The sequence below is a fragment of the Fructilactobacillus sp. YLN 2507 genome, from assembly GCF_059614085.1.
Map to the genome: position 1 here is coordinate 1,016,776 of NZ_CM184303.1, position 12,211 is coordinate 1,028,986.

Below are 12,211 nucleotides of genomic sequence, written 5' to 3' on the forward strand. Positions count from 1 at the left end.
TGCTTAGAAAAAATCCGTTTTCCTTGAACCGCAACTTGTTTGATTACACTTTATTTCTCTATAATACTTTTAATATAACTATCCTATGATAGCTCATTTTATGAAAATAAGCAAATTATCCTACTTAGCCTATTTTAGTTCTGACAAGACTTTTTCTAAGTGCATTCCATGACTAGCTTTCAATAAAATTTCATCACCTGGTTGAATCACTGAGTTTAATTTTTCAATCAATTCGTCCATTTCTCCAGCACCATAATAAAATAAATTAATTCCATTTTGGTATTTATCACTTAAGGCAGTTGCTAAAGCCAACATATCTTTTCCAATTAAAAAAACATCGGCAACTTTATCAGGAACTAAACTAGTAGATAACCCAGCATGCATTGCTTGAGATTGATCGCCCAATTCTAACATATCGCCTAATACGACAATTCTTTTTCCTACCACATGAGTATTTTCAAAAGCCTTAAGAACCGCTTTAACGGCTGTAGGATTAGAATTATAAACATCGCTCAAAATCATTTCACCCTGTTGGCCTTTGACCCATTCAGTTCGGTTCTCAGTCAAATTAGCATGTTCCAACCCCAATTGCATGTTTTGGGGTTTAATTTCAAATAACCGACTCACTTCAAGGGCTGCTAAAGCATTAGTAACGTTATATTCGCCAAGCAAAGCTAGGGTAAACTCTAAATCATCCCAAACATTGGTTGTGAACTTAGTCATTGCATCCTCCTCATCAATGCGGGTAGGGTAGATATCATTAGTTATTCCTTGACCAAACGTTTTTTTAATAATGTTTAATTTAGCTGCTCGTTCCAATAAAAGTGGCTCATCACCATTAAATACTAATGTGCCATCTTCACGTAACCCGTCTGTAATTTCTAACTTAGCATCCGCAATCCGATTCCGAGTTTTAAAAAATTCAATATGAGCCTCACCAATCATGGTAATCACTGCCACATCAGGATTCACTAATGTGCTAAGATCATGAAGTTGCCCCGGACGATCCATTCCCATTTCAACTACTAGAACTTCCGTATTAGAAGTCATCGATAAAATTGTCATTGGAACCCCAATTTCATTATTAAAATTCCCTTGAGTTTTAGCAACATTAAAGCTTGTCCCTAAAACTGATGCAATTAAATCTTTTGTAGTAGTTTTGCCGTTGCTTCCAGTAATGGCAACTACACGAGGATTGATTTTAGCTAGATAGTATTTTGCTAAACTTTGTAAAGCCTTCAATGTATCATCAACTAAAATAACTGGGAAATCTTTAGGAGCTTGAGCAGCATGATCAATCCTCCAAAAGGTCCCAACTGCCCCACAATCAATTGCACTTTGAATATAATTATGACCATCATTTTCTCCGATTAAGGGAACAAAAAGTGAATCAGGTGCTAATTTACGACTATCAAAACCAACACTGGTAATTTCAACATCATTAGCATTTTCGCTAATCGTTCCATTAACAGCTTTTGCGATTTCTTCAAGTTTCATCTTCATAAGTTCGACTCCCACTTCTATTTTCAAAAATCATCAATTAATTATACATCAAAAATCAATTCCATAAAAATAGTGGATTAGTTTAACCAATCCACCATTACTTAGAGATCGTTTAAATCTTGTTCTAATGTCATTTTTAAATTAATTGACCACTTATTACTCAAAGTATTATAAGTCAAAAAACCGACAGATTCGGTATTAGCCAATAGTTGGCCTTCACTACCCCAAAAAACTTTGGTTTGTCCTTTAGCTACTCTAAATAATGGTATTTTAAACTGTCGATTAACTTCTTTTCCTAATTCAAATCCAATTACCATACCATTTACACTAAAATGTAATAGTTCATGAAGAATGGTTGGATCAATATCCTTCATTTGAATTGGACGGGCAAATATTCGCTTACTATTGCGTTGGTGACGTAAGTGACGCTTAATGCTTAATTCTAAAATATGATTTAATTCCTTAAAATTACGAAAATAAAAGCGATTAAATCCATTAGAACCGCCCAAATAAACGAATTCGTTTCCTAACTTTACTGAAAAAGGATTACGCTGTCGAGGGACATCCATATGTGCTAGATACAATAAATCGGCAATTTCGTCAGAACTTAATGAGTCTAATCCATCTTTGGTCTGATAATCCATCCATTTAGGAAACGAACCCATCTTATGATCACGAATTACGTAATCACGAACCTGACTTTGTCCTATAATAGTTGGAAACTTAGAATGAACGTTAAAACTATTAGAGTTTTCCACATCATCATTAATCATAATGATATTTTGAGGGATTTTACTAATTCCGTTAATATAATCACCAGCAGAAATTCCCCAAGTTATGGCAAACCGATCAATGGGACTAACCTTTAAATAAATTAAATTTGTTAACATCTGCCCACCACCTTCATGTATCAATTGGGTTAAATTATACTCTGAAATTTTTAGAATTACACAAAATATAGCGTAATAACTTAATTTTGTTTACGATTTTATTAATCTATATTAAATGCGTGCTAAACCCACCAGTAATTGCTATGATAGAGGCATTGGAAATTTTAACATGGAGGTGAAAAAATGACTAGAACAAACGTATTATTTGTCTGTTTAGGTAACATTTGTCGTTCACCAATGGCAGAAGCCATGTTTAAAAAAATGACGAATGAACAAGGATTAGCAAATCACTATGAGATTAGTTCAGTAGCTACTAGTAGTGAAGAACTAGGTAATCCCCCACATCCAGGTGCACAAGCAGAAATGGACTTACATCACTTAAACTATGCTGGTCATCAGTCCCGACCAATTACTCAAACTGATATTGCCAATGCTGATTACATTATCACGATGGATGACAGTAACTTAGCCGATTTACAACATTTAATTCCCCAAAATGAAAAAAATAAACTACATTTGTGTATGGATATTGTTCCTGGTCAAATAGGCAGAAATATTGTTGACCCCTGGTATAACCATCGTTTTGATCAAACTTACCAAATGTTAAAACAATCATTACCTTTATGGTTGGAAAAAATGGAAAACTCAAGAAAGGAAGCAGCAAATTAATGGAAAACTCAAGTACCTCTGATTCTGAAGAGGTTCCTCGATCAATTTGGCACCGTAATTTAATTGCCCTGTGGTTTGGCTTATTTTTGACTTCAATGGGATTTAGCGGAATGATGCCGTTTCTCTCACTTTACATTGATACTTTAGGAAATTACACTCAAAGTCAACTTAATTTATATAGTGGGTTAGCTTTTTCTGCTTCTTTTATAGCAGCAGCAATCGTATCACCTATCTGGGGAAGCTTAGCTGACCGATATGGACGCCGAATTATGTTATTGCGGGCATCCTTTGTCATGGCAATTGTGGTGTTATTAATGGGATTTACCACCAGCGTGTGGCAGTTAATTGCTTTACGTTTTTTTCAAGGAATTTTCTCTGGGTATTTTCCAAACTCTAATGCCCTTTTAGCAATTCAAGTTCCAAAAAAAGAAAGTGGAAGAGCCTTAGGAATTTTATCAACTGGTGGTGTTTCAGGATCTCTTCTTGGACCATTTGCTGGAGGGATTTTAGCTTCAATTTTTAGTTATCGAATTACTTTTTTTATTACCGGAACTTTGATGTTTATTGTTTTTTTAATTACCATCTTTTTTGTCAAAGAAAGATTTACTCCAGTTACAAAAGAAAAGAATCTTAACACTAAACAAGTCATTCGAGTTTTGAATCGACCTAAATTAATATTCGGAATGTTTATCACGACGATGATTATTCAAGCATCTAACTATTCCATCTCACCAATTTTATCTCTTTATGTGCGGCAAATTATGCATAATAGTCCTTCAGTAATTATTTTCAGTGGAATTGTTGCAGCAGTACCGGGAATTTCAACTCTAATTGCAGCCCCACGTTTTGGGGCTTTAGGTGACAAAATTGGAACTGAAAAAATTATGATTTTCGGCTTTATTTTAGCAATCGTACTCTATATTCCAATGGCTTTTGTTACTAATGTTTGGGAGTTAATGGGCTTGCGATTCTTACTTGGTATTTCAAATGCTTGTATGTTACCAGCAGTACAAGCCATTATCGCCAAAAATACTCCTGCCCAAGTTACTGGAAGAATCTTTAGTTGGAATCAAAGTTTTCAGGCCATTGGTAACTTTACCGGCCCAATGATTGGTTCAATAGTTTCTTCCATCTTTGGCTATTCTGGAGTATTTATTTCAACTTCAATTCTAGTTTTAATTAATTTAATGTTAGTTTTAAGTGAAACAAAAAAAAGTAAGCCTGCTCGCGCTTAACATGGATTAGCAAATCTATGTAAATGCAACATTTAGATTATTATAAAAAGACACAAGTCTGCCAACTATAATTGCTTTAACGAAACAAAAAAGACCTAGCCAAACGGCTGGGTCTTTTAGTTTCGTTAAATTTATTTGTTGAGACCGTATCTCTTGTTGAAACGATCAACAGCACCATCAGCTTGAGCTGATTTTTGCTTACCAGTGTAGAATGGGTGTGAATCTGATGAGATTTCAACACGAATCAATGGGTAAGTATTACCGTCTTCCATAGTAATTGTGTCTTCAGAAGTAACAGTAGAACCAGTAATGAACTTAAATCCAGTACTTGAATCTTGAAATACTACTTGGTGAAAATCTGGATGAATTCCTTTTTTCATAATATTACTCTCCTTTTGCCCTGAATTTATAAAATTCAGAGATTGATTTATTAATACTCAACTTTTGTATTTTATCACTAAAAAGCAAAAGTTGCAATACCAGAACTACGCTTCCGCAGCATGAGGTAATTTACCTTCAATTAACTCCACGTTAGCATTTAGCCCAGCTAACTTTGCAATTACATTATCATAGCCACGTAAAATATGATCAGCGTGTGTAATCACAGTTTCACCGTTAGCCATTAATCCGGCAATCAGGAGCGAAGCCCCAGCTCGAATTTCTCCGGCAGAGACCCATGCTCCATGTAATGACTTACTAGGACTAATAACAATTTGGTTATCTGCAGTAACTTCAATATTTGCACCCATTTTTTGCAGTTCTTGCACATGTTTTTTGCGTTTGGGGTAAATTGTATCTGTGATGATACTATCACTGTCCGCTTTAAATAATAGCGGTGTAATTGGTTGCTGCCAATCCGTAGCAAACCCTGGAAATGGTTCGGTGGTAATCCGAACTCCATGAATATTCCCACTTTTTGGCACAAAAATACTATCATCATTAATTTGTAATTTTAAGCCCATTTCAGTTAATTTTTCTGTAAATGGTTTTAAATGTTCTGGAATTACGTTTTTCACTAAAATTCCGTCACCAATCGCAGCAGCTAATGCTAAATAGGTTCCCGCTTCAATTCGGTCTGGAATCACAGTATGTGTTTGATCAGCAGCAAGAGTATGTACTCCCACAATTCTAATCTCATCCGTGCCAGCTCCTGTAATTTTAGCTCCCATACTATTTAAAAATGAAACAATATCCACAATTTCTGGCTCTTTTGCTACATTATGAATCACAGTAACTCCATCTGCCTTAGTGGCAGCTAGAATCGCATTGATTGTAGCTCCAACCGAAACCATTTCAAAATCAATAATTCCACCCTTTAAACCGTGCTTAGTTGCATCAATATAGACAGTGTCACCATCTTCAGTAACATTGGCTCCTAATGCTTCAAAAGCACGAATGTGTTGATCAATTGGCCGAGGCCCAATATTATCACCACCTGGAAAACTAACAATTGCTCGATGAAACCTACCTAATAATGCCCCCATAAAATAATAAGAGGCTCTTAATTTTTTAATCGCTTCACTTGGAAGTCGACTTTCTTCTATATTAGTTGGATTAACTTTAAATACTCCATTATCAAACTCAGATGGAACATTCATTGACTGCAAGATTAGCATTAAATTATGAACATCTAAAATATCAGGAACCGTATTAAACTCAACGGGAGTTTCTGAAAGAATTGCAGCTGGAATTAAAGCAACTGTACTATTCTTTGCACCGCAAATCGTAACTTCTCCCATGAGTCGATGGTTACCCTGAATTTTCATCATACTCATATTATCGTGTCCTTTTCACTATTCTCACTTTATGCAACATGTTTAATCATAATTAAAAATAGCAAACATTACAATAGGAATCTGAAGAAAATAGTAAGTATTAATAATTATTTAGGATTTATTTTTGACGTTCTTGATGATATTTATCTGCTGCTGCAATAAAGCTTTTAAATAATCCTTCAGGACGATTAGGCCGTGAAAGGAATTCTGGATGATATTGCGCAGCAATAAAGAAACGTTTATTTGGCACTTCAACAATTTCAACTAGGCGATTATCAGGAGATGTTCCAGAGATTATTAATCCAGCATCTTCGAGATCTTTTCTAAACTTGTTATTAAATTCATAACGATGACGGTGACGTTCTGAAATTTCTTTTTTATTATCATAAGCAGCTGCTGTGGCAGTTCCTGGTTTTAATTTAGCAGGGTAAGCTCCTAAACGTTGAGTCCCCCCCATGCTGGTTACATCATTTTGATCTGCCATCAAATCAATCACATTATGCTCAGTGTCATGCACGAATTCAGTTGAGTTGGCATCTTTCCAACCTAAAACATCTCGAGCATACTCAATGGTTGTAACCTGCATTCCTAAACAAATTCCAAAGAATGGTACATCTTGTTCTCGAGCATAACGAATTGCCGTAATCATTCCTTCGACTCCACGACTACCAAATCCACCCGGGACAATTAATCCATCAAATCCCTGAAGTTTTTCAGCTACGTTTTCATCGTTAATGTCTTCCGCATCGATATTAGTAATATGAACATTTGTATCTTCAGCATATCCAGCATGCCGTAAAGCTTCATCAACAGAAATATAAGCATCTTTTAACTTGACATATTTACCAATCAAGGCAATGTTAACATCACCCTTTAGATTACGAATGTGTTCTTCCAAAGTTTTCCACTCTGTCATATCAGCTTTAGGCGCTTTAATCCCAAAGTGATCTAAGACTTGAGTATCCATCCCTTGTTCTTGAAAGCTAAGAGGAAGTTGGTAAAGATTAGGTGCATCAAGTGATTCGATGATACTCTTTTCACTAACATCACAAAACATTGCCATTTTTTGTTTCATGGCTTCAGTAACTGGCTTTTCGGCCCGAAGCACTAACATATCTGGTTGAATTCCGACACTTCGAAGTTCTTTAACTGAGTGTTGGGTAGGTTTCGTTTTCATTTCACCGGCAGCTTTAATGTATGGAATTAAAGTCGTATGGATATAGTAAGTATTATCAACACCTTCATCCTTACGCATTTCTCGAATCGCTTCTAAAAATGGAAGAGATTCGATATCCCCAACTGTTCCACCAATTTCAGTAATAATAATATCTGAATCAGTGGTCTTAGCAGCTCGTTTCATCTTTTCTTTAATCATTCCAGTAATGTGAGGAATGACTTGAACAGTTGCTCCAAGATAATCTCCATGACGTTCTCTTTCAAGAACTTCTTTATAAATTTTACCCGTAGTAACATTTGAATATTTATTTAGATTATTATCAATAAATCTTTCATAGTGGCCTAAATCAAGATCAGTTTCAGTACCGTCTTCAGTTACGAAGACTTCTCCATGTTGGTAAGGATTCATGGTTCCTGGATCCACGTTAATGTATGGATCAAATTTTTGAATGGTAACTTTTAACCCACGGTTCTTTAAAAGTCGTCCTAAAGATGCAGATACAATTCCTTTTCCAAGTGAAGAAACTACTCCACCTGTGACAAAAATATATTTGGTCATAATATAATACTCCTATCCAAATTACTTAACAATAAAACTAAAAAAAGCTCCCCATTCGCAGAACGGAGAGCTTTTTTACTCGATTGCCTTTACAAATCTGTAAAGTGCCCAAGTAAGATACTATTCGAATTTAATCAATTAGTCAAGTTTTTAATCCTGACCATCACTTAAATCATCATCGTCGTCATCAACGTCGTCAATGTCATCTTTAAAATCATTATCTTCTGGATCATCATTATCATAATCAACAACATCATCGTCGTCTTCAGGATCATCGTTATCATAATCGATTACATCGTCCACATCAGCAGCATCAGCTAAGAAAGCGTTAATCTTATGGCGTTTCTTTGTTTTTGGTTCATCATCTGCTTCACCAACTGTAGCTTCATCAACTGAATCATAAGGATACCAAGTTCTTAATCCCCAAACATTATCACCTAATGAAATAAAACTACCATCAACATTTAAATCACTGTAAAAGCTAACTAGTTTTGATTTGATTTCATCATCATTGAATCCGGTATATTTTTGAATTGCATTTACTAAATCAGCAAATTGCATAGTTTTACCCTCATCAGCAAGAATTGCATGTGCTACTTCAATCATTGATAATTCGCTTTTATCAACACTATCTAATTTTTTAAGTTCCAAATCAAACACGCCTTTCTAGTTTTTTCCGTTATACCTTATGATACTAACTTATAGACCAAAATGCAATTTAATATGGTAATCACCAACTTTTTCACCACTATTATGAAGCTCATAGTCAACGTTAATCTTTCCAGAAAGTTCAGCATGGTTAATTTTCACATCAACTTTAGAAGTAACTACTTCCATTTCCATTTTTCCATAGGGAGTTTGATAATAGTCTTTGGTACTCTCACCTTCAGCAAATTCAAATTTTAATTCATTAATTGATTTTCTCGTTAAACGAACGTGTTTTTCATCAATAATCTTAAACGTAACGGGAGTTGCTTGATTTTCAAAGTGTTCAACATATCGTACATAAGTGCTACCATTAACTTTTGCTAGTTGACCTTCTTCTACAAAATGATGAGTTTCACTCTCACCGTTTTGGATAATTCTAGTATCCACTACTACTTGAATAGTTTGATATTTCTTTTCATTTTCCATAATTATTACCTCACGATTACTTTAATTTTACCGCCATTTTCGTTAAATTGCATCTCAATTCTTCTAAAATGACGAAAACCTAATATTTACGCTATAATAAGAATAATTAACAATTACAGGAGGGATGGTATGGGATATTATTCAACACCATTGAGTCAAGAAAAAGTAATTCGTGATCCCGTTCACAGTCACATTTATATTCAAGATCAAATCATTATGGACCTAATTAATACGACTGAATTTCAACGTCTTCATCGAATCAAACAATTAGGAACAACTGCTCAAACCTTTCCGGGTGCTGAACATACCAGGTTCACTCACTCTTTAGGGGTTTACGAAATTGTGCGTCGAATTTGTAATCAATTCCAGCGTAATTATCCCACTAAAGTTTCAGGAGATGGTCTTTGGGATGATTCAGAACGAATTGTGGCAGAATGTGCTGGATTACTTCATGATATCGGTCATGGGGCTTATTCACACACTTTTGAACATATTTTTCATACCAATCATGAGCAAATCACCCAAGCCATTATTACCGATCCTACGACTGAAGTTAATCAAGTTTTGCGCAAAGTTAATCCTGATTTCCCCAATCAAGTTGCAAGTGTTATTAATAAAACTTATAGTAATCAACAAGTGGTCCAAATGATTTCTAGTCAGTGTGATGCTGATCGAATGGATTATTTATTGAGAGACTCATATTTCACTGGGGTTCAGTATGGTAAATTTGATTTAGATCGTATTTTACAAGTTATGCGACCATATAAGGGTGGCATTTGTTTCAAAATGAGTGGACTTCATGCCATCGAATACTACATTGTTTCAAGATTTCAAATGTATTTGCAAGTTTACTTTCATCCAATTTCTCGTTCGATGGAAGTCATTTTAGCTCATTTATTGTTACGTGCCAAAGAGCTAGCTGAAACTTCAAATTACGTTGAAAATTTCAATCCTACCCTTTTAATGCCATTTTTAGAAGGTACTTTTAATCCCCAAACGGATTTAAAAGCCTATCTCAAACTAGACGACGGCGTTTTAAATACCTATTTCTCAATGTGGTGTGATGTACCTGATCAAATTCTATCTGATCTATCAGATCGCTTTATTAATCGAAAGCCATTTAAATCAGCCATCTTTACAGATCAAACTAAGCCGGTCTTACCAAAATTAACCAAATTAATTGAAGAAGCGGGCTTTAATCCTGAATATTATACTGCCACCGATAATAGCTACAATCAACCTTATGATGTTTATGACCCCAAAAGTGAACACCAAAATGCCCAAATTGAATTAATGCAAAAAGATGGTAGTTTAGTAGAATTATCTCAAGCAAGTCTTTTAGTTCGAACCATTACTGGAAAAGATGTTGGAGATAGTCGCTTCTTTTTCCCAAAAGAAATGTTACAACAGGGTGATAACTTAGAATTATTCAAGCCTATTTACGATGATTTTCAAAAGTACATTCAAAATGACAAGATTATAAATTTAAAGGAGAACTAAAAATGGACATTAAACTAATTGCTATCGATATTGATGGCACTTTATTAAATGAAAAAAATGAATTAGCTCAAGCAACAATTGATGCTATCAAAGCTGCCTCAGCCCAAGGAATTAAAGTGGTACTTTGTTCTGGCCGTCCTCTTTCTGGAATTCGCCCCTACTTAAAGCCCTTAGGAATTGCGGGAGACGAGCAATATGCCATTGCCTTCAATGGTTCAGTTACAGAAACGGTTTCTGGTAAATTAATTTCAAAAGTTGCCATTAATTATGAAGACTTTTTACAAATTGAAATGATGTCACGAGAAATGGGGGTTCATTTTCAAATCGAAACTTTAAATGAAATTATTGCTACAAATCGTAATATCAGTCCCTATACCACTTTTGAAGCTAGTTTGGTTAGATTGCCTATACATTTTAGAACTCCTGAAGAAGTAACTCGTGAAGATGATATCATTAAAATGATGTATGTTGATGAACCAGATAAGATTCAAAAGGCACTCGATAACTTACCTAATTCAATCAAACAACGAATGCAGGTTGTACGTAGTATGCCAATCTTCTTAGAGTTTGTTAACAAACAAGCAGGAAAAGGAACTGCTTTAAAACAACTAGCCGAAAAGCTTGGTTTAACAGCAGATAACGTCATGGCCATTGGTGATCAAGGCAATGATCACAGTATGATTGAATATGCTGGCTTTGGGGTAGCCATGGGTAATGGAATTCCAGAAAATAAAGAAATTGCTCAATTTGTTACTAAACCAAATTCCGAAGATGGAGTTGCCTATGCCATCAACAAATTTATTAATCATAAATAAACAAAAAACTGATTCTGCAAGTTTTGCAGAATCAGTTTTTTTAATTTTTCAAATCTTCAATTGAATTAATATTTTTCATATATTTTGGTACAGCAAGTCCAACTTTAGCTCCGTCACAGTTAGTTGCCACAATTTGAATTTGTTTTTTATACTTTTGGTAAAGCGGACCAGAAGTAACTGGTAACCAAGCTGTCGTTGAAACATCTGATGATCGTCGTGAAAGCGAAGACCACATTGGCTGAGCTTCCATTGCACTAATTTTAACGTTATAGCCCTTATCACGAAGAATTTGAGCAGTTACATTAGTTGAAGCAATTGCATCATCCCAAGTCACATAAGCCATTTTAACGCTTTTACCGTGCCCATCAGGTACTCCTGCTGTCCACTTAGCAACTTCTTTAGGATGTTCTTTAATAAACTTTTCGGCAGTTTTTTGAGGGTTCGCACCATTAAAGTTATCATACATTACATCACTCATCATTGATGGATTCCAATGGAACTGTTGGAAAAATTTATATGCCCCCGGATTATCTTTTTTAAAGTTTTTACTTGCAACCGTATCAATCTTTTCGGATTTACCGTAAACTCCCTTAGGATCCTTTAAAAATTTAATCGGGTATTTTTTAAACATCCAATGCGGTTGCCAAGCAGTTACTACAATTGGTTGTTTGTACTTAATTGACTTCTCTAACTGGCTACACATAGCAGCGGTTGAACTGGTTTGTAATTGCCAATTATCTTGTTTTAAACCATATGCTGAAATTACCTTTTGGGTGGAACCCATTATTCCAGCTCCCGCATCAATTCCAGTAATCGTATGGTGCACTTGTGGACCAACAGGTTGGTGGGCATCATATTTTTTAGGAGTCACACTACAAGATGAAAGTACTACAGCTATCATACCGAGTCCAAGTAACCCTACGATTCTTTTTAATTTACTTTTTTTCATTCGTAG

12 protein-coding genes are annotated in these 12,211 nt (G+C 35.1%); 4 read left to right on the forward strand and 8 right to left on the reverse strand.

The window, feature by feature from the left end:
* Positions 1 to 129: 129 nt before the first annotated feature.
* The gene (locus AC0GLY_RS05305) at positions 130 to 1,503 is read right to left on the reverse strand and encodes a UDP-N-acetylmuramoyl-tripeptide--D-alanyl-D-alanine ligase (protein ID WP_496611142.1); all 1,374 of its coding nucleotides are present in this window, start codon (positions 1,501 to 1,503) and stop codon (positions 130 to 132) included.
* Between the two features lie 101 nt (positions 1,504 to 1,604).
* Positions 1,605 to 2,393: a hypothetical protein gene (locus AC0GLY_RS05310; protein ID WP_496611143.1), complete on the reverse strand. Its 789-nt coding sequence runs from the start codon at positions 2,391 to 2,393 to the stop codon at positions 1,605 to 1,607.
* 183 nt (positions 2,394 to 2,576) lie between these two features.
* Between AC0GLY_RS05310 and AC0GLY_RS05315 the strand changes: the two genes are divergently transcribed.
* Entirely contained in the window at positions 2,577 to 3,062 is a 486-nt protein-coding gene (locus AC0GLY_RS05315) for a low molecular weight protein-tyrosine-phosphatase (RefSeq protein WP_496611144.1), read from the forward strand.
* The gene (locus AC0GLY_RS05320; protein WP_496611145.1) at positions 3,062 to 4,297 is read left to right on the forward strand and encodes a multidrug efflux MFS transporter; all 1,236 of its coding nucleotides are present in this window, start codon (positions 3,062 to 3,064) and stop codon (positions 4,295 to 4,297) included. Before AC0GLY_RS05315 ends, AC0GLY_RS05320 begins: the two co-directional genes overlap by 1 nt.
* A gap of 131 nt (positions 4,298 to 4,428) precedes the next feature.
* On the opposite strand, the gene AC0GLY_RS05325 is transcribed toward AC0GLY_RS05320, so the two are convergent.
* From AC0GLY_RS05325 to AC0GLY_RS05345, 5 genes are all read right to left on the reverse strand, one after another.
* Positions 4,429 to 4,677, reverse strand: a complete 249-nt coding sequence (locus tag AC0GLY_RS05325; RefSeq protein WP_496611146.1) for a type B 50S ribosomal protein L31 — start codon at positions 4,675 to 4,677, stop codon at positions 4,429 to 4,431.
* Positions 4,678 to 4,782: 105 nt separating this feature from the next.
* Complete coding sequence (gene murA, locus AC0GLY_RS05330) at positions 4,783 to 6,072, reverse strand: UDP-N-acetylglucosamine 1-carboxyvinyltransferase (protein WP_496611147.1); 1,290 nt, start codon at positions 6,070 to 6,072, stop codon at positions 4,783 to 4,785.
* A 118-nt stretch (positions 6,073 to 6,190) separates the two neighbouring features.
* Positions 6,191 to 7,807, reverse strand: a complete 1,617-nt coding sequence (pyrG, locus tag AC0GLY_RS05335; protein WP_496611148.1) for a CTP synthase — start codon at positions 7,805 to 7,807, stop codon at positions 6,191 to 6,193.
* Positions 7,808 to 7,957: 150 nt separating this feature from the next.
* The gene (gene rpoE / locus AC0GLY_RS05340) at positions 7,958 to 8,458 is read right to left on the reverse strand and encodes a DNA-directed RNA polymerase subunit delta (protein ID WP_496611149.1); all 501 of its coding nucleotides are present in this window, start codon (positions 8,456 to 8,458) and stop codon (positions 7,958 to 7,960) included.
* Positions 8,459 to 8,506: 48 nt separating this feature from the next.
* Positions 8,507 to 8,941, reverse strand: coding sequence for a YwiB family protein (locus AC0GLY_RS05345; protein ID WP_496611150.1), 435 nt, complete (start codon positions 8,939 to 8,941; stop codon positions 8,507 to 8,509).
* Positions 8,942 to 9,070: 129 nt separating this feature from the next.
* On the opposite strand from AC0GLY_RS05345, the gene AC0GLY_RS05350 reads away from it, so the two are divergent.
* Both AC0GLY_RS05350 and yidA read left to right on the forward strand, forming a co-directional pair.
* The gene (locus tag AC0GLY_RS05350; protein WP_496611151.1) at positions 9,071 to 10,441 is read left to right on the forward strand and encodes an HD domain-containing protein; all 1,371 of its coding nucleotides are present in this window, start codon (positions 9,071 to 9,073) and stop codon (positions 10,439 to 10,441) included.
* A gap of 2 nt (positions 10,442 to 10,443) precedes the next feature.
* Complete coding sequence (yidA, locus tag AC0GLY_RS05355) at positions 10,444 to 11,256, forward strand: sugar-phosphatase (RefSeq protein ID WP_496611152.1); 813 nt, start codon at positions 10,444 to 10,446, stop codon at positions 11,254 to 11,256.
* Between the two features lie 40 nt (positions 11,257 to 11,296).
* Here yidA and AC0GLY_RS05360 read toward each other — a convergent pair whose 3' ends face one another.
* Positions 11,297 to 12,205 (reverse strand): glycine betaine ABC transporter substrate-binding protein, encoded by a 909-nt coding sequence (locus tag AC0GLY_RS05360; RefSeq protein ID WP_496611153.1) that lies wholly within the window; start codon positions 12,203 to 12,205, stop codon positions 11,297 to 11,299.
* Between the last annotated feature and the right edge of the window lie 6 nt (positions 12,206 to 12,211).

Coding starts and splice junctions, on each gene's coding strand:
- AC0GLY_RS05320 (WP_496611145.1), top strand. CDS start 3,062: ATGGAAAACTCAAGTACCTCTGATTCTGAAGAGGTTCCTCGATCAATT.
- murA (WP_496611147.1), bottom strand. CDS start 6,072: ATGAGTATGATGAAAATTCAGGGTAACCATCGACTCATGGGAGAAGTT.
- AC0GLY_RS05345 (WP_496611150.1), bottom strand. CDS start 8,941: ATGGAAAATGAAAAGAAATATCAAACTATTCAAGTAGTAGTGGATACT.
- AC0GLY_RS05350 (WP_496611151.1), top strand. CDS start 9,071: ATGGGATATTATTCAACACCATTGAGTCAAGAAAAAGTAATTCGTGAT.
- AC0GLY_RS05325 (WP_496611146.1), bottom strand. CDS start 4,677: ATGAAAAAAGGAATTCATCCAGATTTTCACCAAGTAGTATTTCAAGAT.
- AC0GLY_RS05360 (WP_496611153.1), bottom strand. CDS start 12,205: ATGAAAAAAAGTAAATTAAAAAGAATCGTAGGGTTACTTGGACTCGGT.
- AC0GLY_RS05305 (WP_496611142.1), bottom strand. CDS start 1,503: ATGAAGATGAAACTTGAAGAAATCGCAAAAGCTGTTAATGGAACGATT.
- AC0GLY_RS05315 (WP_496611144.1), top strand. CDS start 2,577: ATGACTAGAACAAACGTATTATTTGTCTGTTTAGGTAACATTTGTCGT.
- yidA (WP_496611152.1), top strand. CDS start 10,444: ATGGACATTAAACTAATTGCTATCGATATTGATGGCACTTTATTAAAT.
- pyrG (WP_496611148.1), bottom strand. CDS start 7,807: ATGACCAAATATATTTTTGTCACAGGTGGAGTAGTTTCTTCACTTGGA.
- AC0GLY_RS05310 (WP_496611143.1), bottom strand. CDS start 2,393: ATGTTAACAAATTTAATTTATTTAAAGGTTAGTCCCATTGATCGGTTT.